Source organism: Cellulomonas sp. P2_F12 (genome assembly GCF_056403775.1).
In genome coordinates, this window is the sequence record NZ_JBFUEV010000009.1 from 60,914 (window position 1) to 81,319 (window position 20,406).

Here is a 20,406-nt window from a genome sequence, read left to right on the forward strand (position 1 = left end):
CTACTTCCGGAAGTACCCCGAGACGTCGACGATCAGGTCCACGTCCGCCGTCGCCGCGTAGAACGACACCCTCCCGGAGTCGCCGAGCCGGACGATCGCCAGGTTGGCCTCGTCGCGCCCGGGCACCAGGTTGATCGTGGAGATGTCCGGCAGGGTGGCCGGGACGGTCGTCGGGAAGGCCCGGACGTGCGTGACGCCGCGGGGCTGCGAGCCGGTGATGTTGAGGACGGCGGCCGTCGCCGTCGAGGGGACGCCCGAGACCCCGCCGACCTTGAGCGGGGACGCGACGCCCGAGCGCAGCAGGGGGATGCCGAGGCTGCTGCGGGTGTCGGCGATGCGCGTGGGGGTCAGCGGGACGAACCCGTTGTCGCCGGTCGCCGTGTAGTAGCCGGCGAGGTCGGCCAGCAGGTAGGCAGCGGCGGTGTGGATGTAGAACCGCACGCGGCCGCCGTCGCCCAGGCGGACCGTGACGAGGTTGGGCTGGTCGCGGCCCGGCGAGAGGTTGAGGTTGGAGATGTCGGGCGGCGTCTGGTCCTCGCCGGCGCCCGGGGACGGGTAGACCCGGACGTGGGTCAGGCCGGTGACGCCCGTGCCGGTGACGTTGAGGACGACGGCGCTGGCGTCGGCGGGCACGCCGCCCTTGCCGGCGACCTGCAGGTCCACCCAGTGACCGGGCTGCAGGCGGCCGGCGGGGACGCCGCCGGTCCCGTCGCGCAGGTCGAGCAGCCGCACCGGGGCGACGGGCTCGAACGCGGTGCCGCCGCCGGGGCTGTAGTAGCCGGCGAGGTCGGCGATCAGGTGCGTCGTGGTGGCCTCGGCCAGCAGCGTGACGGACCCGTCGGCACCCAGGCCCACGGTCACCAGGTTCGGCTGGTCGACGCCCGGCATGACGTTGAGGTTGGAGACCTTGGGTGCTCCGCCGCTCCCGCTCGGCGTCGGGTACACGCGGATGTTGCCCTGCGTGCTGGGGGCCGACGCCGTGACGTTGAGGACGACCGCGGTGGTCCCCGCGGGGACGTCGTCGGACAGGTCGAGCCGCACGGGCTGGCCGGAGGCGACGCGGGCGGCCGTGGGGACGCCGAGCGCGATGCGGGTGTCCAGCACGCGCAGCGGGTCCATCGGCGTGAACCGGTCGCCGTGCGCCGCCACCGTGAACCAGGTGCGCAGCGGGGTGTCCTGCACGAACCCGTCGGCGTCGGTGACCCCGCGGACGATGACCTCGTAGTGTCCGCCAGGGCTGAGGTCCGCGGTCGGCGTGATGCTCAGGGTCCTCGTCGCTGCGTCGTACGCGCGGACCGTGCTGACGGTCGCGCCGGTCTGCCCGTCGCGCAGCCGGACGGTCTGCGCGGTGAGCGACGCGGGCGACAGGGGCCGACCCGCCACGACCTTGACCGTCGGACGCAGCGCGGCGCCCGAGGAGTGCGGGGTCGGGGTGACGTCGTCGAACCAGCCGTGCTCGGCGCCGACGGGCGTCAACGAGAGGTGGTGCAGGACGACGACCGTGTGGTCGGCGTACACCCCGTTCGGCGTCTGGACCACGTCGAGCAGCCCGTCGCCGTCGAGGTCGGCCAGCCGGAACGCGCCCTCCTGGAACCAGGGCTGCGACGTGAGGGGGGCGACCACCTCGGGGGTGTCGAAGGTGCCGTCGGGCAGCTGGCGCAGCAGCGAGACGGTGCTCCACCCCTGGTTGGCGACGAGGGCGTCCGTCCGCCCGTCGCCGTCGATGTCACCGAGTGCCACGGGGGACGCGTTGCTGCCGGCCCACACCTTGCGCTGGGTGCCGAAGCCGGCCGTCGTGAGCTTGGGCTCGACGTAGAGCCAGCCGGTGCCGTCGGTGCGCACGACGTCGGGCCGACCGTCCCCGGTGACGTCGCCGACGGCCACGCCGTTCGTCGTCGCGAGGTAGGGGAGCGCGGCCGGTCCGGCGAAGGTGCCGCCCGCGGCCTGCGCGAACACGTCGGACGCCGTGACGATGTCCGGGTGACCGTCGCCGGTGGCGTCGCCGACCGTCAGCCGGACCAGGCCCGTGGGGACGGCCACGCCGAGCGTGAAGACGCCGGCGCCGTTGTTGACGGCGACATGGGTGGAGTCGTCCGCGAAGCCGGTCAGCACCAGGTCGGTGTCGCCGTCGCCGTCCATGTCCGCGGCGACCAGCAGCGACCCGCCGGTCGTCGACGTCGTGGGGATCACGGCGCCGGGCGTCAGCGAGCCGGCGTCCTGGAGGAAGAGCTGGTAGCCGGTGCGGACGGCCACGACCACGTCGAGGTCGTGGTCGCCGTCGACGTCGGCGGTCGCGATGCCGTTGCCCGTGGCGGTGGTCACCGCGACCTCCTCCGGCGGGGCCAGGCTGCCCGCGCCGTCGCCGTCGCCCGGGTAGACGGCGAACGACGCGCCCGGGGACGTGGTGACCACGTCGACGACGCCGTCGCCGGTGACGTCGCCGACCGCCATCGTGCGCGTGTCGGCAGCGCCCGTCTGGGCGGCCTCCGCGAACCTGACCTGCTGGTCCGCCAGGGTCACGGACACCTCGTAGGGCTGGCTCGAGGCGTGCCCGGTGCCGTTGGTGACACCTACCAGCAGCGCACCGGCCGCCGCGGCGGGGACGACCACGTGCTCGCTGACGTTGGTCCCGGCGTCGTCGGCCCGGCCGATCACCTGACCCTGGGCGTCGCGCACCTCGAGGACGGGGTCGAGCTCCTGGTCCTCGTCGGCGTACGGCAGGTCGACGCGGACGTCGTACCACCCGGCAGCGGGCACCGGGGCGCGGTACCAGTCGACGTCGCCCTCGGGCGCCAGCGTGCCGTCGGCCCAGCCGCCGGTCATCGCGCGGGCGCGTGCGGCGCTGTCGTCGCCACCCCCGGGGTCGCTCGCCGCCCGGTCGAGCGGGACGGACACGGCGGCGCGGACCGGGTCGTTCACCGTCACGGCCGCGGCCGCGTCGAGCACGCCGGACCCGTAGTAGTCGTCCACCCCGCGCGGGCCCGCGTCCCGGGCGGTCGACACCAGGGCGGCCTCGACCTGGGCCGGGGTGCGGGTCGGGGCATGTGCGAGCACCAGGGCGGCGGTGCCGCTGACCTGCGGGGCGGCGAAGGACGTACCCGAGCCCGACGCGTACCCGCCGGCGAGCGCCGGGCCGACGATGGACCAGCCCGGGGCCGTGAGCGAGACCCAGTCGCCCCAGCTGGAGAACGAGGTCAGGGCGCCGTCGTCGTCGGTGGCGCCGACGGCGAGCAGGCCGTCGATGTCGGGGGCGTACGCGGCCGGGAAGAACGGCGTCTCGGTCCCGTCGTTGCCGGCGGCGGCCACCACGACGACGCCCGCGGCGACCGCGCTGGCGATCGCGGAGCGCAGCAGCGGCGCCACCTCGGGGCCGCCGAGGGACAGGTTGATGACGTCCGCGCCGTGCGCGACCGCCCAGCTGATCCCCTCAGCGATCGTCTCGTCGTTGCCGTTGCCGGTCTCGTCCAGCACGCGCACCGGGAGGATCTTCGCGCCGTAGGCGGTGCCGGCGATGCCCTTGCCGTTGTTGCCGTGGGCGGCGACGATCCCGGCGACGAGCGTGCCGTGGCCGTGCTCGTCCGTCGCGTCGGAGTCGCCGTCCACCAGGTCGATCCCGGGCAGCACCGAGCCGGTCAGGTCCTCGTGGGTGGCCGAGACGCCGGTGTCAAGCACCGCGACGACGATGCCCGAGCCGGTGGACACGTCCCACGCGCGGGGCATCCGGGTCAGGTCCGTGTAGGGCCAGGTGTAGGAGAGCAGCGGGTCGTTGGTCCACGCCGTCGCGTGCCGCACGTGGTCCACCTGCACCTCGGCCACGCGCGGGTCGTCGGCGAGCGCGTCCGCGACGGTCTGCGGGTCGTCGTCGCCCACCGCGACCTCGACGAACCCGGTGCCGGCGATCGTGCCCTCACGGCTGCCGCCGACCGAGGAGAGGGCGGACCGCTGCTGGGAGCTCGTCGTGCTGTCGGCGAACCGGACCAGCACGTGCCCGGGCGCGTACCCGTCGGACTCGGACGGCTGCGGGTCCGCCGCCACCGCGAACGGGCCGCGGTCGGTCGGCCGCTCACCCGTCGTCGGGTCGATCGGCGCCGGCGCCGCAGCACCCGCCGAGGGCACCAGCCCGAGGGTCAGACCCAGTCCGAGGGCGACGGCGAGGACGGGGCGCAGACGGGGAGGCACGAGGGGATCATCGACCATCCGGACGGACGACTTGAGCGATTTGGCGGGATCTGCCCGGCGTCAGCCGCGGAGCGTCATGGTGAACGCGCCCGAACGTTCCTCGCCCGGGTCCAGGACGAACACGCCGGTGCCGGGCACCCCGGCGGCGTGCAGCGAGAAGCCGTTGTTCACGTTGGTCACCGGCTCGACCGCGAAGTAGGACCGGCGCCGGGGCGCGTAGACGACCAGGTGCGCGAACACGGGGTCGGCGTGCAGGTCGATGTTCACGCCGAGCTCGTCGTAGCTGATCCGCACCGGCGCGCCGGGCTCCCAGGCGGTGAGCACGTCGTCGACAAACGCCGAGCCGAGGGGGCGGGCCACCCGGAAGTCGGCGCGTCGCGGGACGGTGCCGGCCGGGCCGCTGGCGAGCGCGTTGACCAGCGAGTAGCCCTTCTGCGCGGGCACCTGCAGGACGGGCTGGCCGGGCGTCAGGGGCGACTGCGCGCCGACCGGGGACAGCGTCCGCTGCAGGTACGGGTGGTGCCCGAAGCCGGCCGGGAAGGGCTCGACGTCGATGTTGCGCAGGGACGTACCGACCGTGAGCCTGTCGCCGGTCAGCCCGTACGTGATCTGCGCGCGGAACTTCCAGGGGAAGTTCACGCCGATCAGCTCGGAGGTGTCCAGCTCGAGCACCACGCGGGACTCGGACCGCTCCACCACCGTCCAGGCGGCGTGCCGGGCGGCGCCGTGGATCGCGGTGCCGTCGGCGCCGTTGCGCTGCAGCTGCCAGGTGCGGCCGCCGAACGGCAGGACGCCGTCGCTGATCCGGTTGGACCACGGGACCATCGGGAAGCTCGAGCACTTCTCGGCCTCGCCCAGCACGGTCCTGCGGGTGGGGCGCAGCAGGTCGCGCCACACCCCGTCGGCCGTGCGGATCCTGCCGCCGGCGATCGACGCGCCCGTCGCCGGCAGCACGTCGAGCTCCCACGACCCGTTGCGGATGGTGACCACCCGGCCGCTCTGCTCGAGCGCCGGCGCGAGCGCCTCGATCTCCTGGACAGCCGTCATCGACGTTCCTCGCCCGACCCCGCCGGGGTCAGACGGTGACCTCGACCCGGACGACCTGGCCCGCGGCGGCGTAGGGGACGAGGTTGCCCTCGACCGGCGTGCCGTCGACGGTCAGGCGCCCACGGGCACCCTCCGCCCCGGAGTTGGTCACGTGGATCTGGTACGTGGCGCCGCGGGCGACGCGCGTGACGGTGTAGTCGGCGACGTCGGGCCCGATCTGCGGGTCGACGACCAGGCCGTCGTAGTCCGGGCGCACGCCGAGCAGGTACTGCGACACCGCGACGAAGTTCCACGCCGCCGTGCCGGTCAGCCACGAGTTCTTGGCCTCACCGGCGCGCGACGCCTCCTTGCCCGCGATCATCTGCGCGTACACGTACGGCTCGAGCTTGTGCGTGTCCGAGATCTCCTCGCGGTACGCCGGCGTGATCCGCTTGTAGTAGTCGAACGCCTTCGCGCCGCGGCCCACGACCGTCTCGCCGATGATCACCCACGGGTTGTTGTGGCAGAAGATCCCGCCGTTCTCCTTGTACCCGGGCGGGTAGGTGGAGACCTCGCCGAGCTCGATCTGGTACGTCGTGTACGCGGGGTACTGGAGCACCAGGCCGTGCGGGGTGCCCAGCATCTCGCCGACGGAGTCGAGCGCCTTGATGGCCGGGGAGTCCTTGGAGGTGCCGTCCACGCCGATCCCCGCCATCACGGCGAAGCCCTGCGGCTCGATCCAGATCTTGCCCTCGGGCTTGGCGTCGGTGCCGATGGGGTTGCCGTAGTAGTCGTAGGCGCGCAGGAACCACTCGCCGTCCCAGCCGTGCTCGAGCACCGCGGCGCGGACCTCGTCGACGACCTTGCGGGCCTGCGAGGCGACCTCGGTGAGACCCCGGCGGGAGGCGAGCTCCGCGAACTCGGCGCCGTAGAGGACGAACTGTGCGGCGATGAACACCGACTCGGCGTGCCCGCCGGCCTGGTTCTCCGTCGTCTGGAACGACTCGCCCGGCGTGGTCGAGAAGCAGTTGAGGTTGAGGCAGTCGTTCCAGTCGGCACGGCCGATCAGCGGCAGGCCGTGCGGGCCGCGGTTGTCCACCGTGAACTGGAACGAGCGGACCAGGTGCTCGAAGAGCGGCACCTCGGACCCGGGCTCGTTGTCGAACGGCACGGGCTCGTCCAGGATCGCGACGTCGCCGGTCTCCTTGATGTACGCGGCCACGCCGGCGATGAGCCACAGCGGGTCGTCGTTGAAGCCCGAGCCGATGTCGTTGTTCCCGCGCTTGGTCAGCGGCTGGTACTGGTGGTACGCCGACCCGTCCTCGAACTGCGTGGACGCGATGTCGATGATGCGCTCGCGGGCCCGCTCCGGGATGAGGTGCACGAAGCCCAGCAGGTCCTGGTTGGAGTCACGGAAGCCCATGCCGCGGCCGATGCCGGTCTCGAAGAACGACGCCGAGCGCGACATGTTGAACGTGACCATGCACTGGTACTGGTTCCAGATGTTGACCATCCGGTCGAGCTTCTCGTCGTCGCTCGTCACCGAGTACGTCGACAGCAGGCCGGTCCAGTGCGCGCGCAGCTCCTCGAACGCGGCGTCGGTCTGCTCGGTCGTCGCGAAGCGGCCCAGCAGCGCGTGCGCGGGCTCCTTGTTGATGATCTGGTGGGCGTCGTCGGCCCACTTCTGCTCGTCCGGGTTCTCGACGTAGCCGAGCACGTAGGTGAGCGCGCGGGACTCGCCGGGCTCCAGCGTGAGCTCGACCGAGTGCGAGCCGATCGGGTACCAGCCGGACGCGACCGAGTCGGCGGACGTGCCGCTGCGCGGGACCGTCGCCTCGCCCAGGCCGTTGTAGGCGCCGACGAACGTGTCGCGGTCGGTGTCGAAGCCCGAGGCGTGCGTGTTCACGCCGTAGACGGCGTAGTGGTCGCGGCGCTCGCGGTACTCGGTCTTGTGGAAGATGGCCGACCCGTAGGGGCCGTCCTGCTCGACCTCGACCTCCCCGATGGACAGGTTGCGCTGGTAGTTGGTCTGGTCGTCCTGCGCGTTCCAGAGGCAGAACTCGACGAACGAGAAGAGGCTGATCGTCTTGGTCGCGTCGGACGTGTTGGTGACCGTGACCTTCTGGATCTCCGCCGTCTCGCCGATCGGCACGAAGAACAGGGTCTCGACCGAGATCCCGCGGCGCTCGCCCGTGATGCGCGTGTAGCCCAGGCCGTGGCGCGTCTCGAAGTGGTCGAGGTCCGCCTTGACCGGCAGCCACGACGGGGTCCACACGTCGCCGCCGTCGTTCACGTAGAAGTACCGGCCGCCCGCGTCCGCGGGGATGTTGTTGTAGCGGTACCGCGTCAGCCGGCGCATCTTGGCGTCGCGGTAGAACGAGTACCCGCCGGACTGGTGCGAGATGAGCGAGAAGAACTGCTCGGAGCCCAGGTAGTTGATCCACGGATAGGGCGTGTGAGGCGTCTCGATGACGTACTCGCGTGCCTCGTCGTCAAAATGGCCGTACCGCATGGACTTGCCCCTCGAGTGCTCGGCAGTGGCGCCTGCTGCTCCCGACGTCCTCCCGCTGCGATGCGGGTGTGGCGTCGTTGACTCCGGCGCGATTTCAGTATGCGAGAGCGCTCCCACGCAGCTCCCGGACGAGAGCATAGCCGCCCGCGTCGGATGGTGGAACGGGCGGGCAGGACGACGAGGAGAAAACGCGCGTCCGGGCGGCCTCGCGGTCCACGACCCGGACCTGCCCGGGACGCACGGCCCGGCGGACTACCGTGGCCCCGTGCTGCTCTCCGACCGTGACATCAGGGCCGAGCTCGAGTCGGGCCGCGTGGCCCTCGACCCCTACGAGCCCGCCATGCTCCAGCCCTCCAGCATCGACGTGCGGCTCGACCGGTACTTCCGGCTGTTCGACAACCACAAGTACCCGTTCATCGACCCCGCGGCCGACCAGCCGGACCTCACGCGACTGGTCGAGGTCTCCCCGGGCGAGTCCTTCGTGCTGCACCCCGGCGAGTTCGTGCTCGGGTCCACCTACGAGGCCGTGACGCTTCCCGACGACATCGCCGCCCGGCTCGAGGGCAAGTCGTCGCTCGGGCGCCTCGGCCTGCTCACGCACTCGACCGCCGGCTTCATCGACCCCGGCTTCTCGGGTCACGTGACGCTCGAGCTGTCCAACGTGGCGACGCTGCCGATCCTGCTGTGGCCCGGCATGAAGATCGGCCAGATGTGCTTCTTCCGGCTGTCCTCGGCGTCCGAGCACCCGTACGGCTCGTCGGAGTACGGCTCGCGGTACCAGGGGCAGCGCGGCCCGACGGCGTCGCGGTCCTGGCAGAACTTCCACCGGACGGACGTCTGAGCCATGGCGAGCCTGCCTCGCCTCCGGGCCGAGGACCCGACGCTGCGGTCCCGCCACATCCTCGCGCTGCCCGAGGACGTGGGCGCCGACGAGGTCGAGGTGCTGGCCATCAGCCGGTTTGCGCAGGCGCGCTGGGAGGACGGCGACCTGCCCCAGCCCCGCGGGATCATGGGGCCGATGACGGCGGCGCTCGGCATCCGGGCGGTCGGCTCGTCGACGACCCCGGCCCGCGCCCTGCGGCTCGCGCGGCTGTCGACGCTGACCGGCCCGTACCGGGTGGAGGCCGACGACGCGGTCAGCCTCGGCCTGCCGACGACGTCGACCCTCGCCTACGTGCTGGTCGCCCCCCGCGAGCGCGGCGACAAGCCGTACCCGGGCGGTGACCGCGACGGGCTCAAGCGCGCGTTCCCCGAGGGAATGCCGATCCGCGAGGAGGAGCGCGTCCTGCAGTGGCTCGTCGCCGCCGCCCGCCGGCTGGGCGGCTCCGTGCGCATCGGCGAGCACGGCACCGTCCTGACCCCCGACGTCGACAGTGCGATCGACCTGACCGTGCTGTCCGACTCGTGGCTCGAGCCCGACGAGGCGCTGGCCGTGGTGCAGTCCGTGCTGCCGCGCGCGCGGCTCAGCGAGGCGACCGGCACCTGGACCGGACCGCTGCCCGGGGTCGGGCGAGACGCCGGCGGCCGTCCCGGGTGGGTGGCCGAGGCCGGCGGCCGCGGGCTGTCCGCCGCGCTCGAGCAGCACGGCGTGGAGGACGAGACCGAGCGCAAGCGCCTGATGGACGAGGCCGACGCGTACGACGAGATCATGATCGCCGTGCCCCCCGCGCCCGAGGCCTACGGCGTGCTGGTGGATCTGGGCCACGACGGGACCCTCTCCGTCGAGGCCGGCGCCGAGACCACCCTGCCGCCCCTGATGCGCGGCCTGCCGTGGACCGTCGGCGGAGTCGTCGCGTACCGCGTGCACTGGGAGCCCCCGTTCATCGAGGAGCTCGAGGCCGAGCGGCCGTCGTTCGAGCACCGCGTCGCCCGGTCGCGCGCCGCCCCGCTGGTGCAGTCCGTCGCCCGCGCGGTGCACGGCGCGATCGGCGGGGAGATCGCCGACGAGGCCGACTTCCTGGTGGACCCCGAGGACGTGTGACCGTGCGGACGAGTGCGGGGATCCTGCTGTTCCGGCGGGCGGCGGGGCTCGAGGTGCTGCTCGGGCACATGGGCGGGCCGTTCTGGGCGCGCAAGGACGCGGGCGCCTGGACGATCCCGAAGGGCGAGCCCGCTCCCGGGGAGGACGCGTACGAGACGGCCCTCCGGGAGTTCGCCGAGGAGCTCGGGGTGCCGGCACCCGCGTCGGACCCGGTCCCGCTCGGCGACGTGCGGCAGAGCGGCGGCAAGGTCGTCACCGCGTGGGCGCTGGAGGGGGACCTCGACGCGTCCGCGATCGCGAGCAACCTCGTGGAGATCGCCTGGCCCCCGCGGTCGGGGCGGACGATGCTCGTCCCGGAGCTCGACCGGGCCGGCTGGTTCGCGCCCGACGAGGCGCGGCGGCTCGTCGTGACGGCTCAGGCGGCGTTCGTCGACCGGCTGGAGGACGCGCTCAGGTGAGGTGGTCGAAGGCGCCGTCGACCCAGCCGATGTGGCGGTCGGCGGAGCGGCGGACGACGTCCTTGGCGTCGTCGGCGATGAGGTTGGCGAAGTTGCCGTAGAGCCGGTCGAACTCGAGGGTCTCGAGGTGGTCGGCGACCCGGCGGGCGACCGCGCCCGAGAGCGGCAGGTGGTTGGGGTAACTGCGCATGAAGGCGACCGACTTCCGGTCGGGGTTGGCGAAGACCGTGTCGCCCGTGAGCAGGACGCCGCGGCCCCCGGCGCCGGCGGGCCAGTGGACGATCGCGCTGCCGGGGAAGTGGCCGCCGGGCTGGCTCAGGGTGACGCCGGGCAGGATCTCCAGCGGTCCGGACCAGAAGCGGATGACCGGGTCCGGGCGGTTGACCCAGCGGGCGTCGGCCTCGGCGACCAGCACCTCCGCGCCGCCCAGCGCCCGGCTCCACTCGACCTGTGCGCCGAACATGTGCGGGTGGCTGGCGGCGATGTACCGGACCGGGCCGTGCTCGGAGATGGCCGCCACGACGTCGTCGTCGAGGAAGCCGATCGGGTCCCAGAGGAGCGAGCCCTCGGGGGTGACCAGCAGCTTCGACTGCTGGCCGATGCCGGCGCCCGGTGTGCTGGTGACCGCGAACAGGTCCGGCTCCAGGGGCGCGACCGACGCCGTGTAGCCCTGCGACTGCAGCTCCTCCAGCGTGGTCCAGCGCTGGCCCGTGGCGGGGACCCACTGGCGTTCGTCGGCGCAGATCGCGCAGACGTCGAACCGCTCGGCACTCTCGACGGCGCACGTGGCGCAGATCCAGAAGCTCATGCGGTCACGCTAGCCGGAGGTAGAGGTCGCGCAGCAGGGCGACCTCAGCACCATGGTGGACGACCTCCTGGTTGACCCACCACACGATGTCGAGGAACCGGTCCTCCGGGTCGGAGCCGTACGGGTAGGCGCTGTAGCCGACGGTGTCGAGGGCGGCGTCGTCGGCCCGCAGCAGGGTCGCGCGCCAGGCCTCCGACGCGGCCCGCAGGCCGGCGATCGCGCCCGCCGCCTCGCCCTGCGGCCGGTCGAACTCCTCGGTCCGGGTGCGGCTGCCGTCGGTGTGGTCCGCGCGGCCGGCCAGCATGTCGGTGAGGTGGTCGATGCGCCACGCGATCGTGGTGACCGGCGGCGGCCACGGGTGCGGGCGGCCGCCGTCGCGACCCCACTCGCCCGATCCCACCAGGACCGTCGCGCCGACGCCCGGTCCGTCGGCGTGCCGGCGGACCGACCAGCTGCCGGGGACGGGCTCCCACAGCATCTCGGCGTCGGTGAGCGGGGGGACCTCCACCTGCTCGCCGTCGCCGCTGTCCATCGTCGGGCCGGTGAGGCGGTCCAGCAGGCGTTCGCGGGCGAAGTCGTACTCGGCGAGCAGAGGGGCCAGGCGGGCGGGAACGGTCATGGGTCGACGGTTCTCCTCGGCGACGGCCCGTGCAACCAGAATCAGGAGAGGCCGAGCGCCTGCAGGGTCGCGGGGGCGAGGAGGACCTTGTTGGTCGGGGACGCGACCGCGTGGCCGTCGACGACCGTGTAGAAGCCCTGGTCGGCGTTGACCGGGGTCGGTGGGACGTCGCCCGCCACGTCGGCCAGGTCGTCGAGCAGGATCACGTACTCACCCCCGACGGCCAGGCCCCCGGGCGGGTCCTCGCTGCCGGTCGTGTAGCGGATCTCGAGGGTGCTGCCCGGCTCGACGGAGCCCTTGGCCGCGGCCGTGACCTCGACGGTCGCGACCTCCTGCGGGAAGCCCTCGGAGTCGTCGGCGGTGATCGAGGAGAACGTGCCGCGGACGATGAGGTCGGCCGTGCCCTCGAGGTCGGCCGTCGTCGCGTAGTAGGGGTAGTCCCCGCTGCCGCCGACCACGTCCTGCGGCGGGACCAGCCGCGTCAGCAGGACGATGACGACGACGGCGACGACGACCCCCGCGACGACCCCGACGATCCAGCGCCACGTCCGGCGCGTCACGCCGGCTTCACCACGCACCACTCGTTGCCCTCGGGGTCGAGCAGGACCTGGAACGAGCCGGCGGTGTCGACGTGGATGTCGCCGACCCGCGTCGCGCCCAGCGCCTCCGCCTGCGCCGTGGCGTCGGCGATGTCCGCGACCTCGACGTCGAGGTGCACGCGGTTCTTCACGATCTTGCCCTCGGGCACGCGCTGGAAGGCGACACGGGTCCAGCCGGGCGGGTCGACGTAGTGCCAGTCGTCGTCGCGACCCGCGGGCTCGCCGCCCAGGACGTCGGCCCAGAAGCGGGCGAGCGCCGGGGGGTTCGCGCAGTCGAAGACGACCTCGTCGATGCGTCCGATCATGCCGCGACGGTAGTGGCCGCGGCCGTCCCCGTCCCGCGTTTCGGGCTACGCCGCGGTCGTCGCCGGGATCGTCCCGCCGAACTGGGTGCGGTAGAGCTCGGCGTAGAGGCCCCCGCGGGCGAGCAGGTCGGCGTGGGTGCCCTGGTCGACCACGCGGCCCGCCTCGATCACGACGATCGAGTCGGCCTGCCGGATGGTCGACAGGCGGTGCGCGATGACGATGCTGGTGCGGCCGACGAGGGCCTCGTCCAGCGCCGCCTGGACGGCGGCCTCCGACTCCGAGTCGAGGTGGGCCGTGGCCTCGTCGAGCACCACGACGTCCGGGGCCTTGAGCAGCAGGCGGGCGATGGCCAGCCGCTGCCGCTCGCCGCCGGACAGCCGGTAGCCGCGGTCGCCGACCACGGTGTGGATGCCGTCGGGAAGGCTGGTGACGAGGTCCGCGATGTGGGCCTGACGCAGCGCGCGCTCGATGTCGTCGTCGGTGGCCTCGGGCCGGGCGTAGCGCAGGTTCTCCGCGATGGTGTCGTGGAAGAGGTGGGCCTCCTGGCTGACCACGCCGACCGTGGCGCGCAGCGACGCGTGCGTGACGTCCCGCAGGTCGGCGCCGGCGATCTGCACCGAGCCGCGCGTCGGGTCGTACATGCGCGTGACGAGCTGCGAGATCGTCGTCTTGCCCGCGCCGGAGTGGCCGACGAGGGCGACCATGTGGCCGGCGGGGACCGTGAAGCTGATGTCTCGGAGCGTGTCCTCGATCGGCTCGTTGCGCAGGGTGGCGACGGACTCGAGGGAGGCCAGCGAGACCTCGTCGGCACCCGGGTAGCGGAAGGCGACGGCGTCGAGCCGGACGGACGCGCCGTGCGCGGCGGTCTGCTCCCGCAGGTCGATCGCGTCCGGCTTCTCCGCGACCGTCGGCTCCAGGTCCAGCACCTCCAGCACGCGCTCGAAGCTGACCAGCGCGGTCATGACGTCGACCTGCACGTTGGACATCGCGGTGAGCGGGCCGTAGAGGCGCCCGAGGTAGGCGGTGAGCGCGACGACGACGCCGACCGTCAGCTGCCCGTTGATCGCCATCACGCCGCCCAGGCCGTAGACGATCGCGACCGCCACGCTCGCCAGGGTGGTCAGGCCGACGCGGAACCACGTCGAGTACAGGGCGCGCGTGACGCCGATGTCGCGGACGCGGCCGACGTGCGCGGCGTAGTTGGTCGACTCGCGCTCCGGGTCCCCGAAGATCTTGACCAGGTGCGCGCCGGCGACGTTGAACCGCTCGTTCATGATCTGCGCGGCGTCCGCGTTGAGCTCGTAGCTCTCCCGCGTGATCTTGGCGATCTTCTTGCCGAACCAGCGCGCGGGGAAGACGAACGCGGGCAGCAGGACCAGGCTGAGCAGGGTCAGCTGCCACGACATGCTGAGCATCGCCGCGAGCACGAACACGATGGTCAGCGAGTTGCTCACCACGTTCTGCAGGGTGCTGGTGAAGGCCTGCTGCGCGCCGAGCACGTCGCCGTTGAGCCGCTGGACGAGGGCTCCGGTCTTGGCGCGGCTGAAGAACGCGAGCGGCATGCGCTGCACGTGGTCGAACACCGCGGTGCGCAGGTCGAGGATGAGGCCCTCGCCCACCTGCGACGACACCCAGCGGTCGGCGACCGAGAGCCCGGCGCCCAGGACGGCCAGGCCGGCGACGACGGCGGCGATGCCGAGGACCAGCTGCGTGTTGCCCTTGCTGATGCCGTCGTCGATCAGGGTCTTGAAGAGCAGGGGGGTCACCGCGCCGGCGGCGGCCTCGAGGGCGATGAGCCCGACGAAGACGGCGAGCTTGGCGCGGTACGGGCGCGCGAACCCCAGGATGCGGCGCAGCGTGTCGCGGGTCAGCTTGTGGTCCTGGACCGAGCGGTCCTTGGCGAAGCCGCGCATGTTCGGGTTGCCGGGCATCGACATGCCCACCTCCTGGGTTCTGGTGCGTCCCTGGGAGAACCGGTTGCCGTGCCCCGGCGATTCCCTCAGGCGGTGCTGAGGTTAACTCACTATGTGCCTGGATCACAACATGCGGTAGCGTCACCGCCGTGGACGAATCGGGGGAGCTGCTCGAGCTGCTCTACGGAGTGCTGCGCGGCGTCCGCCGGGACGCCGCCGCCCGGCTGGAGCTCCAGGGCACCACGCCCGGGCAGCTGCGGCTGCTGCGCACGCTGGAGAGGTGCGACGGGCCGCGCAGGCTCGGGGAGCTCGCGGCGGCGCTGGACGTCGCGCCGCGGTCGGTGACGTCCAAGGTGGACGCGGCCGAGTCGGACGGCCTCGTCCAGCGGCTCCCGGACCCGACCGACAGGCGCGCGACGCTGCTCGAGCTCACGCCGTCGGGTCGGGCGATGCTCGCCGCGATCTCCGCCCAGCGGCACGAGGGGGCGGCCGAACGGTTGGGGCGGCTGTCCCCGGAGGACCAGGCGGAGCTGCTGCGGTTGCTGCGCGTGGTCGCCGGCGGGTCGGTCGCGGAGGCCTAGCGGGACGATCGGCCCGGTCCAGGGTCGACCGGCACGTCATCATGGGGACGTGCCCACGACGCCGGACGACGACGAGCTCGAGCTGATCCGTCGCTCCGGCGTGGTGCTGCAGGTCGGGCGGCTGAGCCTGTCGGCCGGCACGGGGGCGTACCGGGTCAAGGCGTCCATGGCGCGGGTCGCCCGTGCGCTGGGCATCGAGCGGCACGAGGCGCACGTGACCCTCACGGAGATCACGACGACGTCGCACCGGGGAGCGAGCTTCCGCACCGAGGTGACCGAGGTCCGCAGCATCGGGGTCGACGTCGACCGGCTCGCGCGGCTGGAGCACCTGGCCGGACGGCTCGACACGGCCGGGACCGCGACCGTCGAGCAGGTCACGACCGAGCTGGACCGGATCGCGGCCAAGCCGCCGCTCTACCCGGTGCTGCTCAACGCGTTGTGGGCCGCCCTCGCCTGCGCGGCCTTCTCGTTCCTCAACAACGGGGGCGTCGTCGAGATCGCCGGCGTCTTCGTCGGGGCGTACCTGGGGCAGGCGCTGCGACGCACGATGCTGCACCGCAAGTTCAACCAGTTCGGCGTCACCATGCTCGCCGCCACGGTGGCGTGCCTCGGCTACCTCGCGTTCGTCACTCTGCTGCAGGCGGCGGGGGTCACGGGCGGACGGCACGAGGTCGGGTACGTGTCGGCGGTCCTCTTCCTCATCCCCGGGTTCCCGCTGGTCACCGGCTTCCTCGACCTGGCCAAGCTCGACTTCTCGGCGGCGGTCGCCCGGCTCACCTACGCGCTGATGATCGTGACGTCGGCCGGTCTCGCGGTCTGGGCGCTCTCGCTCGTCGTCGGCCTCACCCCGGACCCGCCCAGCCCGCCGGCGCTCGCCGCGGGCCCGCTGATCGCGCTCCAGCTGGTCGCCAGCTTCCTCGGGGTGCTCGGCTTCGCGCTGATGTTCAACAGCCCCTGGCGGATCGCGCTCGCGGCCGCCGTCGTCGGGATGGTCGCCAACGTGCCGCGCATCCACCTGGTCGCCGCGTCGGTGCCCCCGCAGGCCGCCGCGGCGATGGCGGCGCTGGTGGTCGGCCTGCTCGCCGCCGTCGTCGCGCCACGGCTCGACGTCCCGCGCATCACCGTCTACGTCCCCGCCGTGACGATCATGGTGCCCGGCGTGCTGGTCTACCGGTCGGTGTTCCACATCTCCAACGGCCGGACGGTCCAGGCCCTCGACTACGGGGTGCAGGCGGCCCTCGTCGTCGCGGCGCTCGCGATCGGGCTGGCCATCGCGCGGATGCTCACCGACCGGACGTGGGCGTTCGAGCGCTGACGCTCACACCTGCTGGGCGCGCTGGAGCCGCGCGTAGCGCCCGTCGGCGGCGAGCAGGTCCTCGTGCGTGCCGACCTCGACCACGCGGGCGTCGTCCAGGACGACGATGCGGTCCGCGGAGCGGATCGTGGACAGCCGGTGCGCGACGACCAGCGTGGTGCGTCCGCGCATGAGCCGGGCGAGGGCCTCCTTGACGGCCGCCTCCGACTCGGGGTCGAGCGCGGAGGTCGCCTCGTCGAGCAGCAGGATTCGGGGGTCGCGGACCAGCGCGCGGGCGATCGCGATGCGCTGGCGCTGTCCGCCCGACAGCCGGGCGCCGCGCTCGCCGACGATCGTGTCCCAGCCGTCGGGCAGGGCGTCGACGATCTCGGCGGCGTTGGCGTCGACGAGGGCCTGGCGCACCCGCTCGTCCGACACCCGGGGCATGCCGTAGGCGACGTTGTCGCGGATGGACCCCTCGAACAGCACCGACTCCTGCGGAACGACGGACACGTGGGTGCGGACCGAGCGCAGGTCGAGCAGGGCGGTGTCGACGCCGTCGAGCAGCAGGCGCCCGCCGGTCGGCCGCAGGAAGCCGAGGGCGAGGTTGAGCACCGTGGACTTGCCGGAGCCGGAGGGCCCGACGAACGCGACCGTCTGGCCCGCCTCGATGGTGAGGTCGATGCCGTCGAGGGCGTCGGCGGAGGCGTCGGGGTAGCGGAAGTGCACGTGCTCGAGCGTGAGCCGGCCGTCGACGCGGTCCACCACGCGCTTGCCGGCGTTCTCCTCGAGGTCGGGCTCCTGCATGACCTCGGCGATGGAGCGCACCGACTCGAGGCCCTTGGCGCCGATGGGCAGGAGCATGAGCAGGTTGGTCACCGAGCCGGTGATGAGCGCGAAGTACGAGCTGAGCAGCACCACCTGGCCGGCGGTGATCGTGATCAGCCCCGTGATCGACACCCAGGCGGCCAGCACCAGGCAGAGGACCCCGAGCAGCTGCAGGCTGACCCAGCTGAGCGACGCGAACCGGCCGTTCAGCACGTCGAGCCGGTAGCCGGCGGAGCGCACCCCCTCGGCGCCGACCGCGACCCGCTCCTCGGCCGTGGCCTCCAGGCCGTGTGCGCGGGTGATCGGCATCAGGGTGGCCATCTCGCCGACGCGGGCGGAGAAGTGCTCGACCTCGCGCCGGAACGACTCGTTGCGCTCCCGCGACCGCTGCGCGAGCACGGCCCGCAGCAGCACGGCGAGCGGGATGGTCAGCGCGTACACCGGCAGGAACTCGGGCACGGCGATCGCAGTCATGACGATCGCGCCGAGCATGACCATCGTGGCGCTCAGCAGCGGGTGCGCGATCTGCTGGAGCATCACCTCGACGTTCTCGACGTCGCGGACCACCTTCGTCTGCACGATCGAGGCGCTCACCCGGCTGTGGAAGCCGATCGACAGGCTCTGCAGGCGGGCCGTGAGCCCGTTGCGCAGGTCCGCGCCGATCTGCCGGACCGCGCCCATGAAGAGCTTGGTCCACTGCACGTGGTTCGGGTAGTTCTGCAGCAGCGCGACGACCGCGACGGACGCCCACAGCCACAGCTCGCTCGTCGGTCCGCCCGCGACCACGACGTCGATGACCTTGCCCGTGATGACCGGCATGAGCCAGAGCGGGACGTCCTTGAGCGTGAAGAACGCCACGGCCGACAGGACCCGGCGCCGGTGTGCCCCGAGCAGTCGGAACACCGAGCGGACCGGGTGGGCGCCGTCGATGTCGACGACCGCGAGGTTCGTGTGGTGGCTGTCGGTCACGGGTTCCATCGTGACATCCGAGGCCTTCGACGGATAGCGCCTTCCGCGAGATTCGTGGATCGATTCGACCGGGGCGCGCGCGACGGCCGCCGATCCGGTGCCATACGCCGTTCGCTACCGTGGCCGGGGTTCTCACGGGGCGTGCCCACCGTCGACGAGGGAGGTCTCCGCGTGGATGAGGAGCGGTCCGGCGCCGCAGGCCCGTTGCTGATGCCGTCATGACCGTCTTCCGCGACGCGCTGGGCGTGCCCCACGTCCGGGCCGCCGACGTCCTCGGGCTCGCCCGGGAGCAGGGGCTGGTGACGGCGCGCGACCGCGGCTGGCAGATCGAGGTCGACCGGTGGAAGGCCGAGGGACGGCTGGCGGAGCGGATCGGGCCCGACGGGGTCGCGTGGGACCTCTTCGCGCGCCGCGCGCGTCTGGCCGACACCGCGCAGCGGGCGTACGCAGCGCTCGGCGACGAGGACCGCGCGTTCGTCGACGCCTACGTGGAGGGCGTGAACGAGGGCCTGGCCGACGAGCCTGCGGAACGTCTCGCGCTGGACGCCCGGTTCGGCTCCGCCACCCCGCACGAGCCGTGGCCGTCCTGGGTGCCGCTCGGGATCATGCACGTCAAGCACGCGCTGTTCTCGACGTTCCCGCGACTGGTGTGGAACGAGCACGTGCGCGCGACGCTCGGCGAGCCGGCGATCGACCTCTTCGACTCGGACGGGACGGCGTCGTCGGGCTCGAACGCCTGGGCGCTGCACGGGTCCCGGACCCTCTCGGGCAAGCCTCTGCTCGCCGGCGACCCGCACCGGATGATCGAGCTGCCGGGCGTGTACCAGCAGGTCAGGCTCGCGTGCGACGACTTCGACGTGCTCGGCCTGGCGTTCCCCGGGGTGCCCGGCGTGCAGCACTTCGGCCACACCGGGTCGGCGGCCTGGGGGATCACCAACGCGATCGCGCACCACGTCGAGGTGTTCCGGGAGCGGCTGTCGGACGACGGGCGGACCGCGCTCGGGCCGGACGGGTGGGCGCCGGTGAGCCAACACACCGAGACGGTCCGGGTGCGCGGCGCCGCCGACGTGCCGGTCGAGGTGGTGGAGACCGAGCGCGGGCCGGTGGTGCTCGACGGGCTGAGCGTGCGGTTCCCCGCCCGGGTCGCCTCGGACGTCGGCTTCTCGTGCCTGCTCCCCCTGCTGCGCGCCCGGACCGCCGACGACGTCGCCGCGGCCCTGGCCGGCTGGGTCGACCCGGTCAACCGCGTGCTCGCGGCCGACGTCGACGGGACGGTGCTCAGCCTCGACGCCGGGCTCGTCGTCACGCGCTCGTGGGACGACCGCCGGCTGCCGCACGACGCCTGGTCCGACGCGGCTCGTCCCGCGCCGTGGCACCGGCTGGCAGAGCCGACGCCCGTGCAGGACGTCGCCGTCGACGCCAACGAGCGACCGGACGCCGCTTCCCGGGACCTCGGGCGGGCCTACGTCGCGCCGTACCGCGCCCGACGGATCCGCGCGCTGCTCGACGCCGACGCGGACCGCCCGCGGACGCCTGCCGACATGAGCGCGATCCACGGCGACACGTTGCTCGGCAGCGCTGAGGAGCTGCTCGGATGGGTGCGTCGCGCGGACGACCTCTCGCCCGCGGCGGCCGAGCTGCGTCGGCGGCTGCTCGCGTGGGACGGGCACATGTCCGCGGACGGCGTCGATGCGGGGGCGTTCGCCGCCTGGCGGGCGCGGGTGGCCGTGCTGGTCGCCGCGCACCCGGCCCTGGCGCGGCTGCACGAGCCGCACGGGCGCGGCACGCTGTTCGACCCGTGGCTCACGGTGGCCGGGCGGGTCGGGGACGCGCTGCCGCAGCTCCTGGCGGCCGCGCCCTTCGGGATCGACGGCGTGGCCGTGGCGCACGAGGCGCTGGAAGGGGTCGCGGCGTCGGCCGACGAGGCGTGGGGCGAGCGCCACCGGCTGCAGCCGGTCCCGGTGCTGCTCGGCTTCCCCGGGCCGGCGGTCGACGTGGTCCCGCTGTCCGGCGACACCGACTGCGTCCGCTGCACCGCGAGCGTGCCGGGCGTGAGCGACGCGTCGTGGCGGGGATCGGTCGCGCGGTGGGTCTGGGACCTCGACGACCGCTCGCGCAGCCGGTGGGGGGTGCCGTTCGGCGCGTCCGGGCACCCGGCGAGCCCGCACGCGACCGACCAGCTGGCGACGTGGGCGTCGGCGCAGACCGTCGAGGTCGTCACCGCCTGGGACCGGCTCGAGGAGGAGCCCGGCTAGCGCCAGGCCCCGTCGCCATCGCTCGCGTGAAGACTTTGTCGCGCCCAGCGGAACGAAGTCTTCACGCGAAGACGCACC

At 73.2% G+C, this 20,406-nt stretch carries 15 protein-coding genes; 6 read left to right on the forward strand and 9 right to left on the reverse strand.

Annotated elements, in window-relative coordinates; genetic code table 11:
- Genes AC1DWH_RS16835 through AC1DWH_RS16845 form a run of 3 tightly spaced genes read right to left on the reverse strand, consistent with a single transcriptional unit; the run spans position 1 to position 7,717 of the window.
- Positions 1-4,179 (reverse strand): S8 family serine peptidase, encoded by a 4,179-nt coding sequence (locus AC1DWH_RS16835; RefSeq protein WP_477094651.1) that lies wholly within the window; start codon positions 4,177-4,179, stop codon positions 1-3.
- Positions 4,180-4,239: 60 nt separating this feature from the next.
- Positions 4,240-5,226: an aldose epimerase family protein gene (locus AC1DWH_RS16840; protein WP_477094652.1), complete on the reverse strand. Its 987-nt coding sequence runs from the start codon at positions 5,224-5,226 to the stop codon at positions 4,240-4,242.
- A 28-nt stretch (positions 5,227-5,254) separates the two neighbouring features.
- The gene (locus AC1DWH_RS16845; protein WP_477094653.1) at positions 5,255-7,717 is read right to left on the reverse strand and encodes a glycoside hydrolase family 94 protein; all 2,463 of its coding nucleotides are present in this window, start codon (positions 7,715-7,717) and stop codon (positions 5,255-5,257) included.
- 265 nt (positions 7,718-7,982) lie between these two features.
- Between AC1DWH_RS16845 and dcd the strand changes: the two genes are divergently transcribed.
- Genes dcd through AC1DWH_RS16860 form a run of 3 tightly spaced genes read left to right on the forward strand, consistent with a single transcriptional unit; the run spans position 7,983 to position 10,156 of the window.
- On the forward strand, positions 7,983-8,558 hold the full coding sequence (gene dcd / locus AC1DWH_RS16850; protein ID WP_456845008.1) for a dCTP deaminase: 576 nt from the start codon (positions 7,983-7,985) through the stop codon (positions 8,556-8,558).
- Positions 8,559-8,561: 3 nt separating this feature from the next.
- The gene (locus AC1DWH_RS16855; RefSeq protein ID WP_477094654.1) at positions 8,562-9,698 is read left to right on the forward strand and encodes a hypothetical protein; all 1,137 of its coding nucleotides are present in this window, start codon (positions 8,562-8,564) and stop codon (positions 9,696-9,698) included.
- A complete protein-coding gene (locus AC1DWH_RS16860; protein ID WP_477094655.1) occupies positions 9,695-10,156 on the forward strand; it encodes an NUDIX hydrolase in 462 nt (153 codons plus the stop codon). The genes AC1DWH_RS16855 and AC1DWH_RS16860 overlap by 4 nt, the downstream gene beginning before the upstream one ends.
- Here the strand turns inward: AC1DWH_RS16860 and AC1DWH_RS16865 are convergent.
- Genes AC1DWH_RS16865 through AC1DWH_RS16885 form a run of 5 tightly spaced genes read right to left on the reverse strand, consistent with a single transcriptional unit; the run spans position 10,149 to position 14,425 of the window.
- Positions 10,149-10,964 carry an MBL fold metallo-hydrolase gene (locus AC1DWH_RS16865; RefSeq protein ID WP_477094656.1) on the reverse strand — a complete coding sequence of 272 codons (816 nt, stop codon included), beginning with the start codon at positions 10,962-10,964 and terminating at the stop codon, positions 10,149-10,151. The two genes, AC1DWH_RS16860 and AC1DWH_RS16865, sit on opposite strands and share 8 nt — an antisense overlap.
- A gap of 4 nt (positions 10,965-10,968) precedes the next feature.
- Positions 10,969-11,583: a DinB family protein gene (locus AC1DWH_RS16870; RefSeq protein WP_477094657.1), complete on the reverse strand. Its 615-nt coding sequence runs from the start codon at positions 11,581-11,583 to the stop codon at positions 10,969-10,971.
- Between the two features lie 41 nt (positions 11,584-11,624).
- Positions 11,625-12,143 (reverse strand): hypothetical protein, encoded by a 519-nt coding sequence (locus tag AC1DWH_RS16875; protein WP_477094658.1) that lies wholly within the window; start codon positions 12,141-12,143, stop codon positions 11,625-11,627.
- Positions 12,140-12,487: a VOC family protein gene (locus tag AC1DWH_RS16880; protein ID WP_477094659.1), complete on the reverse strand. Its 348-nt coding sequence runs from the start codon at positions 12,485-12,487 to the stop codon at positions 12,140-12,142. Before AC1DWH_RS16880 ends, AC1DWH_RS16875 begins: the two co-directional genes overlap by 4 nt.
- 45 nt (positions 12,488-12,532) lie before the next feature.
- Positions 12,533-14,425, reverse strand: a complete 1,893-nt coding sequence (locus AC1DWH_RS16885; RefSeq protein ID WP_477094660.1) for an ABC transporter ATP-binding protein — start codon at positions 14,423-14,425, stop codon at positions 12,533-12,535.
- 125 nt (positions 14,426-14,550) lie between these two features.
- On the opposite strand from AC1DWH_RS16885, the gene AC1DWH_RS16890 reads away from it, so the two are divergent.
- Together AC1DWH_RS16890 and AC1DWH_RS16895 are read left to right on the forward strand one after the other, a co-directional pair.
- The gene (locus AC1DWH_RS16890; RefSeq protein ID WP_456845016.1) at positions 14,551-14,982 is read left to right on the forward strand and encodes a MarR family winged helix-turn-helix transcriptional regulator; all 432 of its coding nucleotides are present in this window, start codon (positions 14,551-14,553) and stop codon (positions 14,980-14,982) included.
- A 49-nt stretch (positions 14,983-15,031) separates the two neighbouring features.
- A complete protein-coding gene (locus AC1DWH_RS16895; protein WP_477094661.1) occupies positions 15,032-16,297 on the forward strand; it encodes a threonine/serine exporter family protein in 1,266 nt (421 codons plus the stop codon).
- Positions 16,298-16,300: 3 nt separating this feature from the next.
- Here AC1DWH_RS16895 and AC1DWH_RS16900 read toward each other — a convergent pair whose 3' ends face one another.
- Complete coding sequence (locus AC1DWH_RS16900; protein WP_477094662.1) at positions 16,301-18,073, reverse strand: ABC transporter ATP-binding protein; 1,773 nt, start codon at positions 18,071-18,073, stop codon at positions 16,301-16,303.
- Positions 18,074-18,291: 218 nt separating this feature from the next.
- On the opposite strand from AC1DWH_RS16900, the gene AC1DWH_RS16905 reads away from it, so the two are divergent.
- Positions 18,292-20,328 (forward strand): penicillin acylase family protein, encoded by a 2,037-nt coding sequence (locus AC1DWH_RS16905; RefSeq protein WP_477094663.1) that lies wholly within the window; start codon positions 18,292-18,294, stop codon positions 20,326-20,328.
- The last annotated feature ends 78 nt before the right edge of the window (positions 20,329-20,406 follow it).

Excerpts from the sequence above, each read along its gene's own strand:
- AC1DWH_RS16840 (WP_477094652.1), bottom strand. The coding sequence starts at position 5,226 with ATGACGGCTGTCCAGGAGATCGAGGCGCTCGCGCCGGCGCTCGAGCAG.
- AC1DWH_RS16845 (WP_477094653.1), bottom strand. The coding sequence starts at position 7,717 with ATGCGGTACGGCCATTTTGACGACGAGGCACGCGAGTACGTCATCGAG.
- AC1DWH_RS16855 (WP_477094654.1), top strand. The coding sequence starts at position 8,562 with ATGGCGAGCCTGCCTCGCCTCCGGGCCGAGGACCCGACGCTGCGGTCC.
- AC1DWH_RS16865 (WP_477094656.1), bottom strand. The coding sequence starts at position 10,964 with ATGAGCTTCTGGATCTGCGCCACGTGCGCCGTCGAGAGTGCCGAGCGG.
- AC1DWH_RS16870 (WP_477094657.1), bottom strand. The coding sequence starts at position 11,583 with ATGACCGTTCCCGCCCGCCTGGCCCCTCTGCTCGCCGAGTACGACTTC.
- AC1DWH_RS16880 (WP_477094659.1), bottom strand. The coding sequence starts at position 12,487 with ATGATCGGACGCATCGACGAGGTCGTCTTCGACTGCGCGAACCCCCCG.
- AC1DWH_RS16885 (WP_477094660.1), bottom strand. The coding sequence starts at position 14,425 with ATGTCGATGCCCGGCAACCCGAACATGCGCGGCTTCGCCAAGGACCGC.
- AC1DWH_RS16905 (WP_477094663.1), top strand. The coding sequence starts at position 18,292 with ATGACCGTCTTCCGCGACGCGCTGGGCGTGCCCCACGTCCGGGCCGCC.